The organism is Ruegeria sp. AP7, from assembly GCF_056539905.1.
In genome coordinates this window covers 298,513-320,895 of sequence record NZ_JBQFVT010000003.1, presented here as the reverse complement: position 1 = coordinate 320,895, position 22,383 = coordinate 298,513, and the positions used below count along the sequence as shown (strand labels likewise).

Below are 22,383 nucleotides of genomic sequence, written 5' to 3'. Positions count from 1 at the left end.
AAGCCCATGATCAACCGCGCAGATATCGCTTTTGCCGACGCCGCAACCTGCGGTGCTTCGCTGCGTGGTCTACTGATCCTAATCCGCCTCTGAGCGTGCCATCCGGCGCGCCCGCTCAGAGGAGGACGCCCGCGCGCCAAGAGGCTTTAGGACAGAAGAAGAAAGAGAACCCCATGACAAACGTGACCGACCAAGACCGCGTCGTGATCTTCGACACCACATTGCGCGACGGCGAGCAAAGCCCAGGCGCAACCATGACTCACGATGAAAAGCTCGAGATTGCCGAGCTTTTGGATGAGATGGGCGTCGATATCATTGAAGCAGGATTTCCGATCGCATCGGAAGGCGATTTCAAGGCAGTATCCGAGATCGCCGAACGGTCGAAGAACAGCCGCATCTGCGGTCTGGCCCGCGCCAATTTTGCCGATATCGACCGCTGTTGGGAGGCCGTGAAACACGCCGAGAAGAACCGGATTCATACGTTCATCGGCACCTCTCCGTTGCATCGCGCCATCCCGAACCTGACGATGGACGAGATGGCCGACAAGATCCACGAAACGGTCAGCCATGCGCGCAACCTGTGCGAAAACGTGCAGTGGTCGCCGATGGATGCAACGCGGACCGAGTGGGATTATCTGTGCCGTGTAATCGAGATTGCGATCAAAGCGGGTGCGACCACAATCAACATTCCCGATACTGTCGGCTACACAGCCCCGGTCGAGTCTGCCGACCTGATCAAACGCCTGATCGAAACGGTCCCCGGTGCAGATGAGGTGGTCTTTGCAACGCATTGCCATAACGACCTTGGCATGGCGACCGCGAATTCTCTGGCCGCAGTCGCGGGTGGTGCGCGCCAGATCGAATGCACCATTAACGGGCTCGGCGAACGCGCGGGCAACACCGCGTTGGAAGAAGTTGTCATGGCGTTGCGCACGCGTAACGACATCATGCCGTGGCACACCGGCATCGACACCACCAAGATCATGCATATCTCGCGCAGGGTGGCGACGGTGGCAGGATTTCCTGTCCAATTCAACAAGGCCATCGTCGGTAAAAATGCTTTCGCCCATGAAAGCGGTATTCACCAGGACGGAATGCTGAAGAACCGCGAGAATTTTGAGATCATGCGGCCCGAGGATATCGGCCTTTCGGGCACGTCGTTGCCGCTGGGCAAGCACTCCGGCCGGGCTGCATTGCGCGACAAGCTTGAGACGCTGGGCTATGAGGTCGGAGACAACCAGCTCAAGGATATTTTTGTGCGCTTCAAGGATCTTGCAGATCGCAAGAAAGAGGTCTTTGACGACGATCTGATCGCCTTGATGTCGCTGGACGACGACGACGATCGTTTGCAATTGGTGTCGATGAAAGTGACCTGTGGTACAGGCGGTCAGGCTGAATCGACGGTCGAGCTTGAGTTCGATGGCAAAGATGTTATCGCCACCGAGCATGGCGATGGACCGGTGGACGCGACTTTCAAAGCGATCCGAGCGATTTACCCGAACAAGGCGCATCTGCAGCTGTATCAGGTTCACGCAGTGACCGAAGGTACAGACGCGCAAGCCACGGTTTCGGTCCGGTTGGAAGAGGATGGCATGATTGCCACCGGTCAGTCAGCAAATACAGATACCGTTGTTGCCTCGGCCAAAGCTTATATCCACGCGCTGAATCGCCTGATCATGCGTCGTGAAAAAGCAGGTCCAGGCGCGGACACGCGTGAGATCAGCTATAAGGATCTGACCTGAGATAAAATCGGCCCGTTGTCGCGGGCCGATTTTCGCTTGGAAGGTCAGGACAATCCGGCCTTTCTTACTCCACCGACAAAATGCTGCAGATCTTCCTCCCGGGCGTAATGCAGCGTCGCAACCAGATCTTTGATCTCGGTATCGGGCTGCGCAGCATAAATAGCCTCCACATGTTTTCGGGCCTTGGCATCATCCCCCAGCCACGCGAAGCACGCCGCGACATAGGCATTTTGCACAGTGTCCAGCGTTGGCAAATGGGCAAAATCGTCAATCGCCTGATCATAATGCTTTCCACCAAACCGCGCCTTTCCCAGATGGCTCCAGAAACGTGCAGGATGATGCGGATTCAGGCGCATGGCTTTCTGAATCCACTCAGCGCCTTCGTCGGGTCGGCCTGACCAGGTCAGCAACTCTCCCATCTGGACGACAACCAGATCGTAGTTCGGGTTCAGCGACAACGCCCGTTCCTGATGGTAACGCGCACGCGCCAGATTGTTCCGCAATATCTCGACGGCCCCCATCAAACGATGAACATCCGCGTCGTTGTCATCCATCGAGGCCGCCTTCAGGATCGCCTCTTCGCAGGACGCCATCATGGCGTCGCTGTCATCACACCAGCCATAGCCCCAGGCTTGCCCCCGGATGCAACCGCTCCAGGCGTGGGCGTGGGCATAGTCGGGGTCAAGCTCGATGGCGCGGTCGATCAGCTTGGTGGCCTCGGCATTATCTTCGTACGTGCTGCGATGATGCAGGACTTTGGCGGCCAGAACACATTCGTAAGCGGCGAAACTCGATGGTTTTTTGCGCGCCAACCCTTCTTGCTGCGACGCTTCGATCCTCCCCGGCAGAGTCGCAACCACAGCTGAAATCACCTCGTCCTGAATGGTGAAAATATCGTCAAGGTCACGGTCATATTTCTCGGCCCAGACATGGCCGTCGCATTCACTGTCGATCAACTGAACCGTAACGCGCACCCGATTTCCCGCCTTGCGAACGCTGCCTTCGACTATGTAGCGCGCACCCAGTTTATCACCAACATCACGGACGTTCACCGCCTGCCCTTTGTAGACAAAGCAGGAATTGCGCGAGATCACGAACAGTTCGTGCCTGCGGCTCAGCTCAGTCAGAAGATCTTCGGTCAGACCGTCAGCAAAGAACTCCTGCTCTGGATCACCACTCATGTTCTCAAATGGAAGAACCGCGATCGAGGGTTTGACGACTCTTGTCCCTTCTTGCCCGGTAAGGTTCTGCTCGGCCTCGCCGGCCGGCGCATCTAATCCGACCCTGTACGCGCGAACAGGTTGCGACAGGTTCTTGAGCGACAGGTCCCCTACATCGTGAAACTGTAACTCCAACCGACTGGATACCTGTTCGTGGACAGCGCCGGAAATCAGCACATCGCCTGCTTGTGCTGATTGTTCCAACCGGGCGGCAATGTTGACACCACTGCCAAAGATGTCCCCGTCTTCAAAGATGATTTCATCAAGGTTGATGCCTATGCGAAACTGAATGCGCTGATCTTGCGGAACATCCGCATTCCTACGCAACATTCGGTTCTGAACTTCGACGGCGCAGGTTACGGCGTCGCTTGCGCTGGGAAATTCGACAAGCATTCCGTCGCCAGTGGTCTTGATAATCTTTCCGTGGTTTTTCTCGATCGAAGGGTCGATAAGCTCAATCCGGTGCGTGCGCAGCCGCGCCAGCGTGCCTTGCTCGTCAATTTCCATCAATCGGCTATAACCCACCATATCGGCGGCCAAAACCGTAGCAAGTCGGCGATTCATGGCACCCCTCCCTGCTGTAAGTTTAGGGCCGGTGGTCCTTTTGGAACAAGAAATTTTGCAGACACAGCCAGGACGTGTAGTCGGACACGCTCAATGCGCCTTGAACATGTGTTACCTGTGACCCAGCCCCGCAAATATTGCATCCAACCTGCGCGCCTCGTCCGCAAACCCAAACGGAGCGTTCACGACAAACATGCCAGACCCGATCATATGATGACCTTCCCGCGCAGCAGGAAACCGCACCTCATGGCAAATCGTTTTGGGATATCCGGCGGATTTCAGTGATGAAATCATAGCCTTGTGTCGCGCATCCGTCAGGATTGGATACCAGAGTGCGATCACCCCTACATTCCACTTGCGATGCAATTTCGCGATCACCCCAGGCAACCGGTCATAGTCTGCCTTCACTTCATAGCTGGGATCGATCAGCATCATCCCACGCCGGGGCGTTGGTGGCAGCAGAGATTGCGCAAGTTCGAACCCGTCTTGCCGGTAAAACTTGGCCCTGTACGGCGACAGTGCAGTAGCCAGTGCCGCATGTTCCTGAGGATGCAACTCAGCAAGGTGCAAACTGTCCTGTTCTCTGAGCAGATTTGCAGCGATTAGTGGGGAACCGGGATAAGCAGGCGCGCCATATCGGGCCTGCATAGTCCCCAGCACCTGTATCATTGGGTGATCCGGATCAAACCAACCCTCACGCTGCGCACGCGCGATACCGGCAGCCGCTTCTCCCGTTCGGATCGCCTCGGCCGCGTCAAGCTCATACAGACCACGCCCCGAATGCGTCTCGATATAACTGATCGGCTTGTCCTTTTGGGTCAGATACCGCAGCGTCCACGCCAATAAAGCGTGCTTTTGTACATCAGCCAGATTTCCAGCGTGGTAAATATGTTGATATGAGAGCATTTTGCCTTCTAAAGTCCCTACCAATAAGGCGGAAAGGTGCTGACTATCACGGAATCAGCCCTTTAACCGGACGAGTTGGCACCCTATAAGGCATCCGTCCCGGAACCGTCGAGTCGCGGGCAGTGGAAATTCGGACAAACGGGATCAGGGAAATATGGGCATCTTTGGCACTCTGGGCGGCCTGTTCACAGCGGACATGGCTATAGACCTCGGAACAGCGAACACGCTTGTTTACGTCAAAGGGCGCGGTGTGATCCTATCTGAGCCGTCGGTTGTTGCCTACCACGTTAAGGATGGCGTGAAAAAGGTTCTGGCCGTCGGCGAGGACGCCAAACTGATGTTGGGTCGAACGCCAGGCTCGATCGAAGCGATCCGCCCGATGCGCGAGGGCGTCATCGCTGACTTCGACACCGCGGAAGAGATGATCAAGCACTTCATCCGCAAAGTACATAAGCGCTCGACCTTCTCCAAGCCCAAGATTATCGTCTGCGTCCCTCATGGCGCGACACCCGTTGAAAAACGCGCGATCCGTCAATCTGTTCTGTCTGCAGGCGCGCGACGCGCGGGCCTGATTGCCGAACCGATTGCAGCTGCGATCGGTGCGGGCATGCCAATCACCGACCCGACGGGCAACATGGTCGTTGATATCGGCGGCGGCACCACCGAGGTCGCGGTTCTGTCGTTGGGTGACATCGTTTATGCGCGTTCGGTCCGCGTGGGTGGTGACCGCATGGACGAGGCCATCATCTCGTATCTGCGTCGCCAGCAGAACCTGTTGGTCGGTGAATCGACCGCTGAGCGCATCAAGACCACAATCGGCACTGCACGGATGCCCGATGATGGGCGTGGGCAGTCGATGCATATCCGAGGCCGCGATCTGTTGAACGGCGTGCCTAAGGAAATTGAGATCAGCCAGGCTCAGGTGGCCGAAGCACTGTCCGAGCCCGTTCAGGCGATCTGCGAGGCGGTGATGACCGCGCTGGAAACCACACCGCCCGATCTGGCGGCTGATATCGTCGACCGCGGCGTCATGCTGACCGGTGGCGGTGCGCTGTTGGGCGATTTGGATCTGGCTCTCCGCGAACAGACCGGGCTGGCCGTGTCAATCGCTGATGAAAGCCTGAATTGTGTGGCTTTGGGCACCGGCAAAGCGCTGGAATACGAAAAACAACTGCGCCACGCGATTGACTACGAAAGCTAAGGCGCGCACCCTTAGGGTACGAAAACTCGGGCACGAGCAGCACGGGAAGGTAACCTGTGGCAAAGGACCGATCACAGCGCGACGAATACACGACACCCCTGCGCCGATTGCTTGTGGGGATCGTTGTTTTATGCCTGCTGGGTATATTCTTGGTCTGGCGCATCGACAGCCCGCGTGTCGAACGTTTCCGTGCTCAGGTGGTAGACACTGTTGTACCTTCGATGGAGTGGGCGATGGTGCCGGTTACCGCGTTGATCAACCTGTCGCGTGATTTCCAAAGCTACCAGCGCCTTAGCGAGCAAAACCAGGAACTACGCAGCGAATTACGCCTGATGCGCGCCTGGAAAGAGGCCGCATTACAGCTGGAGCAGGAAAATGCCCGCCTGCTGGATTTGAACAATGTACGCCTCGATCCGCGACTGACCTACGTTACCGGCGTCGTAATGGCTGATAGCGGATCACCTTTCCGGCAATCAGTTCTGCTGAATGTCGGCGAGCGAGATGGTATCGTGGATGGCTGGGCTACGATGGACGGGATTGGCGTGGTCGGGCGCATCTCGGGAGTTGGTTCCGATACTTCGCGCGTGATCCTGTTGACCGACGCCTCAAGCGCAATCCCCGCCACCATACAACCATCGGGTCAGACTGCATTGATTACCGGTGATAATACCTCTGCACCCGCCGTCGAATTTCTCGAAAACCGGGAACTGGTTCGACCCGGCGACCGTGTTGTGACATCCGGCGATGGGGGAGTATTCCCCGGCGGCCTGTTGATTGGACAGATCAGCGTTGATCCGGGCGGCAGGTTACGCGTACGTCTTTCCGCCGATTTCGAGCGTCTCGAATTCTTGCGTGTTCTACGCTATCAGTCCGCACCACCAATTAGCGATTCAGGAGACATAGTCGGTCCGCGCCAGCCCGAGGCAGCTTTGACCACACAAGGGGTCAACGATGGATAAGTCGGTCTCCTCTCTTTGGGCTAAACGCAGCTTGTATGTCGCCTTGGCGATAATAGTGATGTTCCTGCACTTGTTGCCGCTGGACACGAAACCTGATCGGCTACCGTTTCCAGATATCATGATCGCGCTTACCTATGCGTGGGTATTGCGGCGACCCGAATACGTTCCAATCCTGACGATTGCCGTCGTCATGTTCATGGCTGATTTGTTGTTACAGCGCCCGCCCGGTCTGCTGGCTGCATTGGTGGTATTGGGGGCGGCCTATCTCCACTCCGCCTCCGTTGGCATGAAAGATTTGGGATTTATAGGCGAATGGACGACTGTCGGAGCAGTAATCACAGTTGTTTTTGTACTTAACCGTCTCCTTCTTGCTATCCTGTCAGTGCAACAGGCGTCATTGGGGCCGGTGGTAGTTCAAGTGGTACTGACAATCGCAATCTATCCCTTGATGGTCCTGATGAGCCAAAGTGCCTTTGGTGTGCGACGAAAATCGGTCGCGGACAGCACAATGCCCCGAGTGCGGTCATGAAACAGAGAAAACCAAAACCTCAGGGTCTGGCTTACAAGCGGCTACCGCGCCGCGCCTTGATTTTAGGTGGATTGCAAGCGGCCTTTGTTGGTGGCCTCGCTGCCCGAATGCGGTTCATGCAGGTTGATCAGGCTGATGAGTATCGCTTGCTGGCCGAAGAAAACCGTATCAATATTCGCCTGATTCCACCAACCCGGGGCCGGATCTACGATCGAAACGGGCAGATCATTGGGCAAAACTCACCGTCTTATCGCATCGTCATCGTGCGTGAGGATGCGGGCGACATCGACAAAGTCATTTCCAAACTCTCGGAACTGATCCCGCTGACCGTAGATGAAATTGAACGTGCCAAGACGGAAATGCGTCGCTCTGCCCCGTTCTTGCCAGTTACATTGGCTGACCAAGTAACGTGGGAGGATATCTCAAAAGTTGCCGTCAACGCTCCGGCCTTGCCTGGTGTCACTCCCGAGGTAGGCTCAACGCGCCAGTACCCGCGCTATGAGGATTTCGCCCATGTCGTCGGTTATGTGGGCCCGGTCAGCGATTATGACCTGAGCCAAATCGAAGACCCCGAACCGGTTCTGCGTATCCCACGGTTCCAGATTGGCAAGGTTGGTTTAGAAGCCAAGCAAGAAATCAGCTTGCGCGGCAAGGCAGGCGCAAAACGGGTCGAGGTCAATGCCACAGGCCGCGTCATGCGTGAACTGGACCGGCAAGAGGGTCTTGCCGGGGCCGATCTGCAATTATCTGTTGATGCCGATCTTCAGCAGTACGCTCAGGCCCGTCTGGCTGGCGAAAGCGCTGCAGCCGTCGTGATGGACTGCGAAACTGGCGACATCCGCGCCATCAGCTCGGCCCCGAGTTTCGATCCGAACTTGTTCGTGCGCGGCATCTCAGTGGCCGACTATCGCACTTTGACAAACGACAAATACCGCCCGCTGGCCAACAAAACGGTACAGGGCACCTATCCACCGGGATCAACCTTCAAGATGATCACTGCCATGGCCGCGCTTGAGGCCGGAGTAATCAGCCCCTCCAACACGGTGTACTGCCCCGGTCACATGAAAGTCGGCAGCCGCCGCTTCCACTGTTGGAAACGCGGAGGGCACGGGTCAGTTGACCTTGAAACATCGCTGAAGCGTAGCTGCGATGTATTCTACTATGACGTGGCAATCCGCGTTGGGATCGACAAGATTTCCGAGATGGCAAACACTTTCGGGTTGGGTATCAAACATGACATCCCGATGTCTGCGGTAGCTGCGGGGCTTGCCCCTAATCAGGAATGGAAGCAACGCATCCACGGGCAGGACTGGCTGGTGGGTGACACCGCGAATGCCTCGATCGGTCAGGGTTTCATGCTCGCATCACCACTCCAACTGGCAGTCATGACTGCACGACTGGCGACCGGTCGTGCGGTAAAACCACGGCTGGTGCGCTCGGTTGACGGGATCGAGCAGCCCTCGGGAGCAGGCGAACCGCTGGCCGTTAATCGCAACAATCTTGAGCAAGTGCGCAAGGCAATGTTCTCGGTCTCGAATAATCGGCGCGGCACGGCATACCGCAGTCGGATCATCGCTGATGAGTTCCGCATGGCCGGCAAGACGGGTACGAGTCAGGTGCGCAACATCACCAAAGCCGAGCGCGCCGCAGGGGTAATCCGCAACGAAGACCTGCCGTGGGAGCGTCGGGACCACGCGCTGTTCGTAAGCTTCGCGCCCTACGACAATCCGAAATACGCAGTGGCCGTGGTGGTGGAACATGGCGGCGGCGGCTCCAAAGCAGCCGCACCGGTGGCGCGCGACATCATGCTACAGGCACTTTACAACGGCACTCCACCGCTCGAAGCCTACCCGGCTGGTGACCGCGAGCGGATCAAGGAGCAACAAAAGCGACTTGAGGGCGATCGTCGCCCCAAAGCGCGTCCTGATGAAAAGGACCGCGCATGAGCTATCTTGAGTATGCCGTCAAATCCACGCCTTCGGGCTTCCGCAAGTTCCTCTATATGAACTGGCCGCTGACGCTGCTTTTGATCAGCGTGGCCAGCGCCGGGTTCCTGATGCTGTATTCGGTGGCGGGTGGGTCTTGGATTCCGTGGGCCGAACCTCAGATGGAGCGTTTTGGCCTTGGGCTGGCGGCAATGTTCATCGTCGCCATCGTTCCGATCTGGTTCTGGCGCAATATGTCGGTCGTGGCCTATCTGGGATCGATCGGGTTGCTGATCGTGGTGGAACTGTTCGGTACCATCGGCATGGGTGCGCAGCGCTGGATTGATCTGGGGTTCATGCGGCTCCAGCCTTCCGAGGTCATGAAAGTCGCGTTGGTGATGGTCCTCGCTGCCTATTACGATTGGTTGCCTGCCCATAAAACCTCGCGACCGCTGTGGGTGATTATCCCGGTCCTTCTGATCCTGATTCCGACCTTTATGGTTCTGAAACAACCCGATCTAGGCACATCAATCCTGCTGCTTGCCGCTGGCGGAGGTCTTATGTTTCTGGCCGGTGTCCATTGGGCCTATTTCGCCGCCGTCATCGCGGCGGGGGTTGGACTGATTGCCACGGTGTTCAACAGCCGTGGGACGGAATGGCAACTTCTCAAAGACTACCAGTTCCGACGTATCGACACCTTCCTCGATCCTTCCACCGACCCGCTCGGGGCGGGATACCACATCACGCAGTCGAAGATCGCGCTTGGGTCAGGCGGCTGGAACGGGCGAGGCTTTATGCAGGGCACGCAGTCACGCCTGAATTTTCTACCCGAGAAACACACCGATTTCATCTTTACTACTCTGGCTGAAGAGTTCGGCTTTGTCGGCGGCATAACCCTGCTGATCCTATATGGCCTGATCCTGATCTTCTGTACGGTCACTGCCCTTTCGACCAAGGATCGGTTCTCGTCGCTGGTAACGCTGGGCATTGCGCTGAACTTCTTCCTGTTTTTTGCCGTCAACATGTCGATGGTGATGGGGCTTGCCCCGGTTGTTGGCGTGCCTCTGCCAATGGTCAGTTATGGCGGTTCTGCCATGCTGGTCCTGATGGCCGCCTTTGGCATCGTCCAAAGCGCTCATATCCACCGCCCCCGCTGAAAGGTTCCCCATGCCCGTGAATGTCCTGTTTTCCGCGCGCCCTGAGTTGTGGCCAGAGTATGAGCCTCTGATGCGGCAATACCTGACCGAAGCGGGGCTGGATTTTCACTTAGCCAAAGACATCCCAGCAGATCAGGTTGACTACATCGTCTATGCCCCGAACGGAGGAGTGCAGGATTTCACTCCCTTCACGCAGCTCAAAGCGGTGCTGAGCCTCTGGGCAGGGGTTGAGAAGATCTCGGGCAATGAAACGCTTACCGTTCCGCTGGCGCGGATGGTCGATGGTGGATTGACGCAGGGCATGACCGAATGGGTGGTTGGGCACGTACTGCGCTATCACCTTGGCATGGACCGTCACATCACGCAGCAGGATGGCACGTGGACACCGGATGCTCCGCCGCTGGCCTCTCAGCGCACGGTCTGCATATTGGGATTGGGCGCATTGGGTGAGGCCGCTGCCCTCGCTCTGGCCGCATTGAATTTTCATGTCATCGGCTGGAGCCGTACCGCAAAAGATATCCCCGGAGTGACCTGCCTGCACGGGCAGGATGGGTTGCGAGAAGCGCTGTCGCAGGCAGAAATCGTTGTGCTCCTGTTGCCCGATACACCTGCCACCGAAAACATCTTGAATGCAGACACGCTCGCCCTGCTTCCCAAAGGCGCACAGATCGTTAATCCGGGGCGTGGGCCTTTGATTGATGACGACGCCTTGCTGCATGCGCTGAATTCGGGACAGATCGGACATGCCACACTGGATGTATTCCGGATCGAACCGCTCCCGGTCAACCATCCGTACTGGGTGCATCCTAATGTAACTGTCACACCGCACATTGCCTCGGAAACGCGCCCCGTCACAGCAGCACAGGTGATATGCGAAAACATCCGACGAGGTGAGGCAGGAGAGCCCTTCCTGCACCTCGTCGATAGAGACCTCGGTTACTAGGCAGCAATCAAACCGCGACCCTTAAGCAAGGCTTCGACGCCGGGCAGGCGGCCACGGAAGGCCAAATAGAGATCTTCAGCCTCGCGTGATCCACCCGTAGAAAGGATATTGTCTTCCAACGATTTGGCGCGTTCCGGATCGAACGCTCCACCTGCTTCTTCGAAGGCGGCGAAGGCATCCGCGTCCATAACCTCGGCCCACATGTAGCTGTAATAGCCCGAGCTATAGCCGTCGCCCGCGAAGACGTGGGCGAAATGCGGGGTGGCATGGCGCATGCCGATAGCAGAAGGCATCCCAATTTTCGCAAGAACCTCGGCCTGTTTGTCCATCGGATCAGCGGGCGCTGCCCCATCGTGGAACGCCAGATCAACCAGCGCCGAGGCAACATATTCCACAGTCTGAAAGCCCTGGTCAAAATTGGCCGCTTTCAGAACCTTTATTAGCATTTCCTGCGGCATCGGCTCACCGGTATCCGCGTGCGTGGCAAACTCGGCCAATACCTCCGGCACTTCCAGCCAGTGTTCGTAAAGCTGGCTGGGCAGCTCGACAAAATCACGCGCCACTGAGGTGCCAGAAATGCTTTCATAGGTCACATTGGACAACATCTGGTGCAGGGCGTGGCCGAATTCGTGGAACAGTGTTCGCGCATCGTCATAAGACAGCAGCGCCGGGTCACCCTTGGCGAAATTGCACACATTGATAACGACAGGCGTCTGTACATTCGGAAACTTTGCCTGCCCCCGCATTGCGCTGCACCATGCGCCTGATCGTTTCGATCCACGTGCAAAGTAGTCTCCGATGAAGACCGCAACATGTTCGCCGTTCCGGGTTACCTCCCACGCACGACAATCAGGATGGTAGAGAGGCACATCCAACGGAGCAAATTCCAGCCCGAACAGACGATTGGCGCAGGCAAACGAGGCTTCAATCATCCGATCCAGTTGCAGATAGGGCTTCAGCGCCGCCTCATCCAGATCATGTTCGGCTTTGCGCCGTTTCTCGGCATAGTAACGCCAGTCCCAGGCTTCCAATGGGCCGTTGATGCCGTCCTCTTGCATCATTTGTGTCAACTCATCGGCGTCTGCATCTGCTCGCTTTTTCGCAGGTTCCCAGACCTGCATGAGAAGGTCGCGCACCCGATCAGGCGTCCGTGCCATCTCGGTTTCCAGCTTGTATCCGGCAAAGCTGTCATAGCCGAGCAGCTTGGCGCGTTCTTCACGCAGTTTCAGGATTTCGGCAGCAATCTCGCGATTGTCAGTCTCACCGCCATTTGCACCACGCGCCGTCCACGCACGATAGGCTTTTTCTCTTAGATCCCGGCGAGGTGAAAACTGCAGAAACGGCACAATCAGCGATCGCGACAGCGTCACCACCGGCCCATCCGCGCCCTTTTCCTGTCCGGCTGCCCGGGCTGTATCGACGACAAAACCGGGCAATCCCTGCAGATCTTCTTCGGCGAGTTCCATGAACCAATCCCGCTCATCTGCCAACAGATTCTGCGTGAAAGACGTGCCAAATGAGGCCAGACGGGCCTTGAGCTCTTGCATCCTCGCATCGTCATCTCCGGTCAACGCGGCCCCAGCCCGCACGAATCCTCGATGGGATAACATCAGAACGCGCGCCTGTTCGTCGGTCAGACCCAATTCGTCGCGCCGATCCCACAGATCAGCCACCCGCTGAAATAGGGATTTGTTCGAAGAAATGCGTGAGTAATGTGCGGCGAGTTTCGGTGAAAACGCGCGTTGGAGTTCCTCGCGCTTGGGGTTGCTGTCAGCGCCTGCGACGGTGAAGAACACCGACAAGACTTTGTCCATCTGCTCACCGGCGGCTTCAAGTGCTTCAATCGTATTGGCGAAAGTGGGCGTGTCCGGATTTGCCGCAATCGCATCGATCTCAGCATCATGCGCTTGCATCGCCTGCTCCAGCGCAGGAGTGAAATCATCATCCGAGATCGTCGCAAATGGGGCAATTTCGAAGGGCGTATTCCAGTCGGACAGGATCGGGTTGGTCATTGAGGTCTCCTTTGACCTCATAGCTAAGACCGCCCGACGCAATGATCCAGAGCTAGTCTGAACTTTGAGCTCCTGACCCGCAAATCGGACAATCTGCGCGGTGCGCCAAGGTGATCTTGCGGCTTTCGCCGTAAAGCGCGTCGTAGATTAACATCTCACCCCGCAACGCCTGCCCGGCACCGGTGATCACCTTGATCGCCTCAACCGCCATCATCGAGCCGACGACACCGGGCAACGGCCCGATTACGCCTGCCTCGGCACAAGAGGGCGCCAGACCAGGGGCCGGGGCTTCAGGAAATATACACTGATAGCACGGGCCGGAAGTGGCTGGGTCGAACACGCTCAGTTGCCCTTCCCATTGCGACAACGCTCCCGAGATCAACGGCTTGCCCAGCGCCACAGCCGTCCGGTTGGCCAGATAGCGGGTGTCGAAATTGTCTGTACCATCAAGGATCAGATCAAAATCAGCAAACAGTTCAGCAGCAATCTCTTCAGTCAGGCGGCGATGATAGGGCAGAACCACGACATTGGGGTTCTGCGCCACCATGGCTTGCTGGGCTGAAAATACCTTGGGCATCCCGATATCCGCATCGCGGTGGATCACCTGCCGCTGCAGGTTCGCATTCTCGATCGCGTCATCATCGATCACACCAATGGTGCCAACTCCGGCGGCAGCGAGATATTGCAAAGCGGGTGCGCCGAGGCCCCCGGCCCCGATCACCAGCACGCGCGCCTGTTTCATCCGCTTTTGACCCGGTCCGCCAAGTTCGCGCAGAACGATATGGCGGGCATAGCGTTCAAGTTCGGTTTCGCTGAACTGATCGGATGGCGTGGCAGGTTCCGACATTGGGCTGGGCGCAGCGCGACTACGTAACGCCTTGATGCCCCGCCCATAAAGCAGAGCTAGCAGAACCACGCCAGAGAGGATCAGCCACATCGCTGCAGACCCGCCAGTCGCCTCACGCAACGGATTCCCCTCCGGCAGCACAAGTTGAGCAATGATCACCCCCGTTAGCAGAGCGCCAACAGAAACCAGACGCGCGGCGCGCGACGCACCGGCGATATATCCAACGCCCCATAGCGCGGCAGCCAGGATCAGAACCAGAAGCATCAGACCCGCCCGGTCGAGCCGAAACCGCCTGCGCCACGGTCGGTCTCACTCAGAACCTCAACGTCCTGAAAAATGGCCTGTACAACAGGCGCGACAATCAGTTGTGCAATACGTTCGCCATGGGTGATTTCGAAAGGCTCCTGCCCCGCATTCAGCACAATCACCCCCAACGGGCCGCGATAATCGCTGTCGATCGTACCCGGGGTATTCGGCAAGGTGATCCCGTGTTTAAGCGCAAGGCCCGAGCGGGGCCGCACCTGAACTTCGAAACCAAGCGGGATCTCGATCCTAAGGCCCGTTGGCACAAGGGTGCGCGCACCTGGAGCTAACACAATTGGCGTACCATTTGGCAAGTTAGCCCGTACATCCGCACCAGCCGCACCAGACGTTTCATAAGAGGGTAACGGCACCGAATGATCAGCCCCTTCCTCTCGGATCACACGAATTGCCACCATCACTGCACCTCAGATTTCAACGACTACTATTTGGTCAGCGCGCCAGTGATCTTAACCGCCAACCGCTTTGCCACTTCGTCTTTACCCATGCGCGGCCATTCTTCGGCACCCTCTTCCGAAATCACGATCACGGCATTTTCGGACCCGCCCATGATGCCCGTCGCGGGACTGACATCATTCGCAACAATCCAGTCACAGCCCTTACGGGCGCGTTTTGCAGTGGCATGTTCGATCACATTATCCGTCTCAGCCGCAAAACCCACCACCAACAGGGGTCGGCCATCTTCCATATGAGCAATGCGCTTCAGGATGTCCGGGTTCTCAGCGAATTCAAGTGCAGGCAGGCCATCACGACTTTTCTTTAGCTTCTTGTCCGAGGCGCTGGATACTCGCCAATCGGCCACAGCGGCTGCGAATACACCAGCATCAACAGGAAGCGCAGCGTCCACCGCATCTGACATCTGTTGCGCCGTCTCAACCCGTACAACATTCACCCTTTCAGGGGGCGAAACGTCAGCCGGACCTGTAACAAAAATAACCTCGGCCCCCAGCGCTGCCAGTGCACGCGCCACAGCCGTGCCCTGTGCACCTGACGAGCGGTTTGCGATGTAACGCACAGGATCAATCGGTTCGTGTGTCGGGCCCGAAGTCACCAAAATACGCTTACCGGTCAATGGGCCGGCCGAAAATTGCGCCTCAATCGAAGCAACGATCTCCAGCGGTTCCGACATGCGGCCCGGGCCATATTCTCCGCAGGCCATGTCACCCTCGTTCGGGCCGACAAATCGCACCCCATCGGCTTCAAGTTGCGCGAGGTTGCGTTGGGTCGCTGGATGCTCCCACATGCGAACATTCATCGCGGGTGCACACAGAACGGGTGTATCGGTTGCCATCAACAGCGTTGAGGCCAAATCATTCGCCAAACCACCTGCCATCTTGCCCATCAGATCAGCGGTCGCGGGCGCAACCACGATCAGATCTGCCGAACGCGACAGTTGGATATGACCCATCTCGGCTTCGTCGGTCAGATCAAAAAGGTCCCTGTAAACCTTCTCACCGGCCAATGCGGATACGGACAAGGGAGTCACGAACTCCTCCGCGGCGCGCGTTAATACAGGCGTCACTGCGGCACCGCGTTCACGCAGCCGCCGGATCAGATCCAGCGATTTATAGGCGGCGATCCCACCACCAATAATCAGCAGAATGCGTTTGGATGACAGCATGTATTGCCCTTCCCGTCCCGATCGGCCCTGACATTAGGCAACGCCGCCGGTCAGTTCCAGCGGTTAATTCTGTGCCTCGAAGGCCTTGCAGGGATCTTCACGTTCTGCAGCAGGGCTATCAACCACGGCGTCGAAGTCTCCGTCGATAAGCCCATCCTCAGATTGCCCGAGCACAAAGACTTTCAGTCCGGGCCGCAAACGCATCAAAAAAGTTGGTATCCCGCGATCTTTGCGTGCATGGCCATTGCCCGTGATCACTGCAATCGGCCCGCCAGTTTCATCTACGGCCCGTAATATGGCGCGCGTGAGCACCGCGTCCCGCAAGCGCTGAATTGCAACCATCTGCGGCAGGACCTCGGCAGGCAAAGCATCGCAATGGGCCGCAAGCTGATCCGCCTCACGCGCGGCCTGATCATCCTCAGGCAAGGGCACTGTCAGCCCATATCTGGCCGCGTCCGCCCCTAAAGTGGTCGCTGCTCCGCGCTCCATAGCTGCACGCGCGGCAGCTCGAGGCACCATCGCTCCATAAACGGGCACATTGGCCGCGCGAAAAACCGGGTAATACATGCTGAGTGGGGGCCAACCAGACTCGGCCCAGCGCAGAATTTTGGACAGCTCTTCAGGATTACTCACCGCTTTCTGCGCCAGTCGCTGTGCGCCTTCTTCGCTCACCATTTCCCAGACAACCGCAGATGGCGCAATTGCCGCAACCGCTTCGGCCTGCACGAAATGATGCTGCGGGTTGTCATGTATTTCACCCAGAATAACGACATCCGCCGCTTGCATGTCGTCCAAGACATCCTGAGGTATATAATCATCGGCGCTGCCCGACTGAGGTAGTGCGGCGAGCAACACAAAAGCTGTAAGAATCGCAAGTGCTTTCATGCGAAGAAGTGTTGCACCTCGCGCGATTGAGCTTCAAGGTTCTTGCGCATTTTTATGAATGCTGCTGCCTCGAGCTGACGCACACGTTCTTTCGACAGACCAAGCTCCTGACCGAGGCTTTCCAATGTCCGAGCGGGTTCGCGCAACTTTCGTTCTCGCACAATGAATCTCTCACGCTCGTTCAAAGACTGCATGGCTGTAACCAACCATTCGCGCAATTGCTGCCTATCATGATTGTTCTCGACCACTTCGGCGGCTTGTTCACTGTCATCTTCCAACGCATCTATCCACTCGCGCCCATCTTCATCTGTCGACTGAATCGCATTCAGTGAGAAATCGGACCCGGCGAGCCGCCCTTCCATCATCTCGACGTCACGCAACGGTACACCAATTTCAGCCGCGATCATCTGGTGCAACTGGTGGCGATCCAAATCCATGCCTTCGGTCGCCGCTTCACGTTCAAGACGTGCCTGAACCCTTCGCATATTGAAGAAGAGAGATTTCTGGGAAGAAGTCGAACCTGTGCGCACCATTGACCAGTTACGCATCACATAGTCCTGAATGCTCGCCTTGATCCACCACACCGCGTAGGTTGAAAATCGAACGCCCCGGTCCGGATCAAACTTGTCGGCGGCTTTCATCAAACCCAGTCCCGCCTCTTGAATCAGATCGTTCATCGGCGCGCCGTAGCGTTTGAATTTTGCTGCCATTGAAATTGCCAACCGCATATAGGCCGTGATCAGGCGGTGCAGAGCTTTCTCATCGCGTTCATCACGCCAAGCATATGCCAGCTTCAATTCTGTCTCTGCGTCCAGCAATTCGGCTTTCATTGCCTGCCGGGACATCGAAAAATCATGTGCGTTATCAAGTGCCATGCAAATCTCCCTTTTTCACAGGCGATTGGCCGGGCTTGCTTTGCCGACTCAGGGTCGATACGCAGGGCAAAACCGGTTGGATCACCAGAAAGGTAATAAAAGTGCATGCCGATTTAACCTTTATCTTGGGCGGCGCTGCATCCGGAAAATCCCTTTTTGCGGAACAGACTGTTGTTTCTACAGGCAAAAATCGCATTTACCTCGCAACATCACAAGTGTTTGATGACGAGATGCGCCTGAAAATCAGGCACCATATTGCACAACGAGGCAGCGGGTGGACGACGATTGAAACACCATTCGATCTGACGCCAGAACTCGCAAAACTGACGCGGGATCAGGTTTGCCTGATCGACTGCGCAACCATGTGGCTGACAAACCACCTGCTCGCTGAGAGCAATCTTAACGAAGCGCAAACCAAACTGCTGAACGCTTTGAAAACCTGCGCAGCGCAAATCGTTATCGTCTCGAACGAAGTCGGCCACGGCATCGTGCCTGACAATGCGCTGTCGCGTCGGTTCCGCGAGGCACAGGGGCGCCTGAACATAGCACTTGCTGCACAGGCGGATCGGGTGGTGCAGGTCACGGCCGGGCTACCATGGGTTCTAAAGGGACCACCCCTGTGACCCGGCTACATTTGGTACGGCACGGCCCGACACATGCCAAAACCATGGTAGGCTGGTCCGATCTGCCCGCTGACTTGAGCGATCACGCTGCAATCAGCCGTCTCAAAACGCACCTTCCCTCCAATGCCGTCGTGATTTCATCGGATTTGTCACGCGCCGCCGACACGGCCAGTGCAATTCAAGGCACACGCCAGCGTCTGCCGCACCATGCCGATCTTCGCGAAATCAATTTTGGTACATGGGAGTTGCGCCCATTTGCTGAGATCGAGGCTGAAGACCCCGAGCTTTGCTTTGCATACTGGGACAATCCCGGAGATGTCAGACCCCCAGATGGGGAAAGCTGGAATGAAGTCCGCGCGCGGGTCGATGCGGTAGTTGATACCTTGATTGCCGACAATTCAGGACGCGATTTGGTAGTGGTCGCGCATTTCGGCGTAATCCTGACTCAAATCCAACGTGCCTTGGACGTGGATGCGCAAGAGGCGTTCAGTCACCGAATCGATAATCTTTCGGTTACCGAGATTACACGCCACGAAACTGGCTGGTCGGTGGGGCGGATCAATCACCGTCCGTGATAGGACTGCGCACAAATCACTGATTTACGAACGCGCATCGACCCTGCATCGTCGGCGCATGACCCATGACCTCTTTATCGGCGACCGGTTGTTTTCAAGCTGGTCCTTGCGCGGATGGCTGATGCTCGAAAAATTCGGCCTGCCCTACCGCACCCACATGATTGGCCTCTACTCCGGGACGATGGCAGCGGATATGAAGCCACTGGCACCAGCACGTCTGGTACCAGCATTGCGGCTACCCGATGGAACTGTGGTCGGTGAAAGCCTCGCCATGGCAGAGACTTTGGCCGAACATCACCCTGACGCCGGACTTTGGCCAACAAAGCCGGCAGCTCGTGCAACAGCCCGGTGGCTTTGTGCTGAGATGATCGCCGGATTCACGGCACTGCGGGGGCAATGCCCCATGCAGTTGAAATATCGCTGGGAAGGTTTCACCCCCTCTAAGAATACGATGGTGGATGTGCAGCGGATCGAAACACTCTGGGCTCATGCTCGGAGTATTTCGGGTGCCGAGTCGGGCCCTCTGTTTGGTGCGTACTCGTTGGCTGATGTCTTCTATACTCCGGTTGCAGCACGGATTATCGGCTACGACCTACCCGTGACTGAGGCCAATCGCACCTACTGCGTGGACCTGCTTTCAGACATTTCCGTTCGGCAATGGCGTGCCATGGGCATGACCATTGAGTATAATCCCTTTCCCTATCCACAAAACCTTACCGCCCATAACTGGCCGATTGGCGAGAACTCGAAAGCGGCAACCGTCAGTACCGGTCCATCCATTAACTCCGCCTGTCCCTACTCCGGAAAACCAGTGAGGGATTATCTTGAACTCGAAGGCAAGGTTTGGGGCTTTTGCAACCCGTTTTGTCGGAACAAAACTGTTGCCGACCCTGGTGCTTGGCCAAAATTTACTGCGATGATCGGCGGCGTTAACGATTCCTAAACCGCAGCCATGGCAGCAACGTCCTGTTAACCAAAAAAACAGGATTGCCATGGTCGCCCGCGCCCACACCGTCGCTTTTCAAGGGGTCGATGCCCGCCCGGTCGAAGTGCAATGCGCCGTTTCTCCGGGCCTTCCTGCGTTTTCCATCGTTGGATTACCGGACAAGGCAGTCTCTGAGGCGCGGGACCGGGTGCGCAGCGCACTGAGCACGATGGCCATCGCGCTGCCCTCGAAACGGATCACAATCAACCTGTCGCCCGCCGATTTGCCCAAAGAAGGTAGCCATTTCGACCTGCCTATCGCGGTTGCCTTGCTTACTGCGCTAGAGATCATTCCTGCGGACGCCGCAGAGGGTGCCGTCGCTTTGGGCGAATTGTCGTTGGACGGCTCGCTTGTTCCGGTTGTCGGAGCGTTGCCCGCCGCCATGACGGCTGCTGCTGAAGATCGTAGCTTGCTTTGCCCCAGCGCCTCTAGCTCGGAAGCCGCTTGGGTAGATGCCACGCAAGTGATCGGTGCTGGCTCATTAGGAGATGTGGTGCGGCACTTCACCGGCCAATCCGCGTTGCCCGCCGCGACACCGGGCGAGGTCAGTCTTTCGCCCAGCGCGCGTGATTTGCGAGACGTAAAAGGGCAGGAAAGGGCCAAACGGGCCTTGGAAATTGCAGCCGCGGGGCGGCATCACCTGATCATGATCGGGACACCCGGTTCGGGCAAATCCATGCTGGCGGCGCGCCTGCCAGGAATATTGCCACCGCTGACGCCGGTCGAAGCGCTGGAAACTTCGATGATCCAATCGCTTTGTGGGTTGTTGGACGAAGGCGGCATCAGCCGCGCCAGACCGTTTCGAGAACCACATCACACCGCCTCGATGGCGGCTATCGTCGGTGGGGGGAAAGGTGCAAAACCCGGTGAAATCTCATTGGCACATAACGGCGTTCTTTTCATGGACGAGTTTCCCGAATTCCCGCGCACCGTTCTAGAAACCTTGCGACAACCGATTGAGACCGGCGAAGTCATGGTCGCCCGCGCCAACGCCCATGTGAAATACCCATGCAGGTTTATGCTGGTGGCCGCTGCCAACCCCTGTAAATGTGGATACCTGACTGATCCGTCCCGTGCCTGCTCGCGCGCACCGGCTTGTGGCGAGGATTATCTGGGCCGCATCTCAGGGCCACTAATGGACCGGTTCGACCTGCGTATCGAAGTACCCCCTGTAGGTTTTACCGATCTCGATTTGCCACCTTCGGGCCATAGTTCAGCCGCTGTGGCTGCGCGCGTTGAAGCCGCGCGCGCTGTTCAAGCTGACCGGTTTCGCGACACCCCCGAGACCCGTCAAAACGCGGATGTCGAAGGTAACCTGTTGGAAGAAATCGCCGCGCCAGATTCCGAAGGCAAGGAGTTGCTTCTAAAAGCTGCCGAGCGTTTCGGCCTTTCGGCCCGCGCCTTCCACCGTATCCTGCGGGTCGCCCGCACCATCGCCGATCTCGATAGAGAGCCGGACGTGCGCCGCCCCCATGTCGCCGAGGCGCTGAGCTTTCGCATCAGCGCAAAGGCAGGTGCTTAAAACTTGGCCTCAATCGCCTGCCAGATTTTCTCGGCAATATTCAAACCGTTGAACCGCTCAAGCTCCTGAATGCCGGTGGGTGACGTGACATTGATCTCGGTCAGGTAGTCGCCAATCACATCGATTCCGACAAAGACCTGCCCACGTTCTTTCAACAACGGCCCAATTGCAGCGCAGATTTCCATATCGCGGTCAGACAGGCCGATTTTCTCAGGGCGCCCACCCACATGCATGTTCGAGCGGGTTTCACCCTCGGCTGGAACGCGGTTGATGGCCCCCACTGGCTCGCCATCCACGAGGATGACACGTTTGTCGCCGTTTCTTACATCCGGCAAAAACTTCTGTGCAATCAACGGCTCACGCGAGAAACCCGTGAACAACTCATGCAGCGATGTCAGGTTGCGATCATTCGCATCAAGGCGGAACACACCAGCGCCCCCATTGCCATAGAGCGGCTTGAGGATGATATCGCCGTGTTTCTCTTTGAATGCTTTGATGGTGAGCAGATCCCGCGCAATTGTGGTGGGCGGCGTCAGTTCAGGAAAGTCCAAAACCAGCAGCTTTTCCGGATAGTTTCGCACCCAAAACGGGTCATTCACCACCAAGGTCTGCCCCCGGAGACGGTCCAGCAAATGGGTCGAAGTGATGTAGTGCATGTCGAACGGAGGGTCTTGCCGCAACCAGACCACATCGAAATCAGCTAGATCCACTTCGCGTTCTGGCCCCAGAACAGCCGGGTCGCCAGCGACCCTTTGCACTGTCATGTCGTGCCCGCGCGCAGTGACTTTGCCCTCCTGATACGCCAATTGATCCGGGCCATAGAAAAAAAGCTTGTGGCCGCGGGCCTGAGCCTCTTCTGCCAAACGAAACGAGCTGTCGGCATTGATATCCACGGCCCCGATCGGGTCCATCTGAAAGGCGATTTTCATGGTCTATCCCTCAATTCCACGCCTGATACATGGTGCAGAGAC

General features: G+C 57.2%; 20 protein-coding genes. 11 read left to right on the top strand and 9 right to left on the bottom strand.

Annotated elements, in window-relative coordinates:
- Window positions 1-173: 173 nt before the first annotated feature.
- Complete coding sequence (locus ACR0KN_RS08830) at window positions 174-1,742, top strand: 2-isopropylmalate synthase (RefSeq protein ID WP_480652873.1); 1,569 nt, start codon at window positions 174-176, stop codon at window positions 1,740-1,742.
- Between the two features lie 44 nt (window positions 1,743-1,786).
- On the opposite strand, the gene ACR0KN_RS08825 is transcribed toward ACR0KN_RS08830, so the two are convergent.
- Window positions 1,787-3,526: an adenylate/guanylate cyclase domain-containing protein gene (locus ACR0KN_RS08825; protein ID WP_480652871.1), complete on the bottom strand. Its 1,740-nt coding sequence runs from the start codon at window positions 3,524-3,526 to the stop codon at window positions 1,787-1,789.
- 111 nt (window positions 3,527-3,637) lie between these two features.
- The gene (locus tag ACR0KN_RS08820) at window positions 3,638-4,432 is read right to left on the bottom strand and encodes a 23S rRNA (adenine(2030)-N(6))-methyltransferase RlmJ (protein ID WP_480652869.1); all 795 of its coding nucleotides are present in this window, start codon (window positions 4,430-4,432) and stop codon (window positions 3,638-3,640) included.
- 154 nt (window positions 4,433-4,586) lie between these two features.
- On the opposite strand from ACR0KN_RS08820, the gene ACR0KN_RS08815 reads away from it, so the two are divergent.
- The 6 genes from ACR0KN_RS08815 to ACR0KN_RS08790 are packed head-to-tail and all read left to right on the top strand — an operon-like array spanning window position 4,587 to window position 11,146.
- Window positions 4,587-5,633, top strand: coding sequence for a rod shape-determining protein (locus ACR0KN_RS08815; protein ID WP_010442888.1), 1,047 nt, complete (start codon window positions 4,587-4,589; stop codon window positions 5,631-5,633).
- A gap of 56 nt (window positions 5,634-5,689) precedes the next feature.
- Entirely contained in the window at window positions 5,690-6,592 is a 903-nt protein-coding gene (gene mreC, locus ACR0KN_RS08810; RefSeq protein WP_010442887.1) for a rod shape-determining protein MreC, read from the top strand.
- Entirely contained in the window at window positions 6,585-7,121 is a 537-nt protein-coding gene (locus tag ACR0KN_RS08805; protein ID WP_170781190.1) for a rod shape-determining protein MreD, read from the top strand. Before mreC ends, ACR0KN_RS08805 begins: the two co-directional genes overlap by 8 nt.
- Window positions 7,118-9,067 (top strand): penicillin-binding protein 2, encoded by a 1,950-nt coding sequence (gene mrdA, locus ACR0KN_RS08800; RefSeq protein WP_260024146.1) that lies wholly within the window; start codon window positions 7,118-7,120, stop codon window positions 9,065-9,067. The genes ACR0KN_RS08805 and mrdA overlap by 4 nt, the downstream gene beginning before the upstream one ends.
- Window positions 9,064-10,203 (top strand): rod shape-determining protein RodA, encoded by a 1,140-nt coding sequence (rodA, locus tag ACR0KN_RS08795; protein WP_480652866.1) that lies wholly within the window; start codon window positions 9,064-9,066, stop codon window positions 10,201-10,203. The genes mrdA and rodA overlap by 4 nt, the downstream gene beginning before the upstream one ends.
- A 10-nt stretch (window positions 10,204-10,213) precedes the next feature.
- Window positions 10,214-11,146: a 2-hydroxyacid dehydrogenase gene (locus ACR0KN_RS08790; protein ID WP_480652864.1), complete on the top strand. Its 933-nt coding sequence runs from the start codon at window positions 10,214-10,216 to the stop codon at window positions 11,144-11,146.
- On the opposite strand, the gene ACR0KN_RS08785 is transcribed toward ACR0KN_RS08790, so the two are convergent.
- The 6 genes from ACR0KN_RS08785 to ACR0KN_RS08760 form a co-directional block, all read right to left on the bottom strand.
- On the bottom strand, window positions 11,143-13,158 hold the full coding sequence (locus tag ACR0KN_RS08785) for a M3 family metallopeptidase (protein WP_480652862.1): 2,016 nt from the start codon (window positions 13,156-13,158) through the stop codon (window positions 11,143-11,145). The two genes, ACR0KN_RS08790 and ACR0KN_RS08785, sit on opposite strands and share 4 nt — an antisense overlap.
- Window positions 13,159-13,210: 52 nt before the next feature.
- Window positions 13,211-14,269: a HesA/MoeB/ThiF family protein gene (locus ACR0KN_RS08780; RefSeq protein WP_480652861.1), complete on the bottom strand. Its 1,059-nt coding sequence runs from the start codon at window positions 14,267-14,269 to the stop codon at window positions 13,211-13,213.
- On the bottom strand, window positions 14,269-14,724 hold the full coding sequence (gene dut, locus ACR0KN_RS08775) for a dUTP diphosphatase (RefSeq protein ID WP_480652859.1): 456 nt from the start codon (window positions 14,722-14,724) through the stop codon (window positions 14,269-14,271). The genes ACR0KN_RS08780 and dut overlap by 1 nt, the downstream gene beginning before the upstream one ends.
- Before the next feature lie 26 nt (window positions 14,725-14,750).
- Complete coding sequence (coaBC, locus tag ACR0KN_RS08770; RefSeq protein WP_480652857.1) at window positions 14,751-15,947, bottom strand: bifunctional phosphopantothenoylcysteine decarboxylase/phosphopantothenate--cysteine ligase CoaBC; 1,197 nt, start codon at window positions 15,945-15,947, stop codon at window positions 14,751-14,753.
- A 63-nt stretch (window positions 15,948-16,010) separates the two neighbouring features.
- Window positions 16,011-16,832 (bottom strand): ChaN family lipoprotein, encoded by an 822-nt coding sequence (locus ACR0KN_RS08765; protein ID WP_480652855.1) that lies wholly within the window; start codon window positions 16,830-16,832, stop codon window positions 16,011-16,013.
- Window positions 16,829-17,707 (bottom strand): RNA polymerase factor sigma-32, encoded by an 879-nt coding sequence (locus ACR0KN_RS08760; RefSeq protein ID WP_170474364.1) that lies wholly within the window; start codon window positions 17,705-17,707, stop codon window positions 16,829-16,831. Before ACR0KN_RS08760 ends, ACR0KN_RS08765 begins: the two co-directional genes overlap by 4 nt.
- A 101-nt stretch (window positions 17,708-17,808) precedes the next feature.
- Here ACR0KN_RS08760 and cobU point away from each other — a divergent pair, with 101 nt between their 5' ends.
- The 4 genes from cobU to ACR0KN_RS08740 are packed head-to-tail and all read left to right on the top strand — an operon-like array spanning window position 17,809 to window position 21,412.
- Window positions 17,809-18,330 (top strand): bifunctional adenosylcobinamide kinase/adenosylcobinamide-phosphate guanylyltransferase, encoded by a 522-nt coding sequence (gene cobU / locus ACR0KN_RS08755; RefSeq protein ID WP_480652853.1) that lies wholly within the window; start codon window positions 17,809-17,811, stop codon window positions 18,328-18,330.
- Entirely contained in the window at window positions 18,327-18,905 is a 579-nt protein-coding gene (locus tag ACR0KN_RS08750; protein ID WP_480652851.1) for a histidine phosphatase family protein, read from the top strand. The genes cobU and ACR0KN_RS08750 overlap by 4 nt, the downstream gene beginning before the upstream one ends.
- A 58-nt stretch (window positions 18,906-18,963) precedes the next feature.
- Window positions 18,964-19,848, top strand: coding sequence for a glutathione S-transferase (locus ACR0KN_RS08745; RefSeq protein WP_480652849.1), 885 nt, complete (start codon window positions 18,964-18,966; stop codon window positions 19,846-19,848).
- Window positions 19,849-19,897: 49 nt separating this feature from the next.
- Window positions 19,898-21,412, top strand: a complete 1,515-nt coding sequence (locus ACR0KN_RS08740) for a YifB family Mg chelatase-like AAA ATPase (RefSeq protein WP_480652847.1) — start codon at window positions 19,898-19,900, stop codon at window positions 21,410-21,412.
- Here the strand turns inward: ACR0KN_RS08740 and gshB are convergent.
- Window positions 21,409-22,341 carry a glutathione synthase gene (gshB, locus tag ACR0KN_RS08735; RefSeq protein WP_480652846.1) on the bottom strand — a complete coding sequence of 311 codons (933 nt, stop codon included), beginning with the start codon at window positions 22,339-22,341 and terminating at the stop codon, window positions 21,409-21,411. The two genes, ACR0KN_RS08740 and gshB, sit on opposite strands and share 4 nt — an antisense overlap.
- Window positions 22,342-22,383 lie beyond the last annotated feature (42 nt).

Bases quoted from the DNA above. Each gene is read 5' to 3' on its own strand.
- rodA (WP_480652866.1), top strand. From the start codon at position 9,064: ATGAGCTATCTTGAGTATGCCGTCAAATCCACGCCTTCGGGCTTCCGC.
- ACR0KN_RS08820 (WP_480652869.1), bottom strand. From the start codon at position 4,432: ATGCTCTCATATCAACATATTTACCACGCTGGAAATCTGGCTGATGTA.
- coaBC (WP_480652857.1), bottom strand. From the start codon at position 15,947: ATGCTGTCATCCAAACGCATTCTGCTGATTATTGGTGGTGGGATCGCC.
- ACR0KN_RS08765 (WP_480652855.1), bottom strand. From the start codon at position 16,832: ATGAAAGCACTTGCGATTCTTACAGCTTTTGTGTTGCTCGCCGCACTA.
- ACR0KN_RS08825 (WP_480652871.1), bottom strand. From the start codon at position 3,526: ATGAATCGCCGACTTGCTACGGTTTTGGCCGCCGATATGGTGGGTTAT.
- gshB (WP_480652846.1), bottom strand. From the start codon at position 22,341: ATGAAAATCGCCTTTCAGATGGACCCGATCGGGGCCGTGGATATCAAT.
- ACR0KN_RS08745 (WP_480652849.1), top strand. From the start codon at position 18,964: ATGACCCATGACCTCTTTATCGGCGACCGGTTGTTTTCAAGCTGGTCC.
- mrdA (WP_260024146.1), top strand. From the start codon at position 7,118: ATGAAACAGAGAAAACCAAAACCTCAGGGTCTGGCTTACAAGCGGCTA.
- ACR0KN_RS08815 (WP_010442888.1), top strand. From the start codon at position 4,587: ATGGGCATCTTTGGCACTCTGGGCGGCCTGTTCACAGCGGACATGGCT.
- ACR0KN_RS08805 (WP_170781190.1), top strand. From the start codon at position 6,585: ATGGATAAGTCGGTCTCCTCTCTTTGGGCTAAACGCAGCTTGTATGTC.
- ACR0KN_RS08740 (WP_480652847.1), top strand. From the start codon at position 19,898: ATGGTCGCCCGCGCCCACACCGTCGCTTTTCAAGGGGTCGATGCCCGC.
- ACR0KN_RS08785 (WP_480652862.1), bottom strand. From the start codon at position 13,158: ATGACCAACCCGATCCTGTCCGACTGGAATACGCCCTTCGAAATTGCC.
- dut (WP_480652859.1), bottom strand. From the start codon at position 14,724: ATGGTGGCAATTCGTGTGATCCGAGAGGAAGGGGCTGATCATTCGGTG.
- ACR0KN_RS08790 (WP_480652864.1), top strand. From the start codon at position 10,214: ATGCCCGTGAATGTCCTGTTTTCCGCGCGCCCTGAGTTGTGGCCAGAG.
- ACR0KN_RS08830 (WP_480652873.1), top strand. From the start codon at position 174: ATGACAAACGTGACCGACCAAGACCGCGTCGTGATCTTCGACACCACA.
- ACR0KN_RS08780 (WP_480652861.1), bottom strand. From the start codon at position 14,269: ATGCTTCTGGTTCTGATCCTGGCTGCCGCGCTATGGGGCGTTGGATAT.
- ACR0KN_RS08760 (WP_170474364.1), bottom strand. From the start codon at position 17,707: ATGGCACTTGATAACGCACATGATTTTTCGATGTCCCGGCAGGCAATG.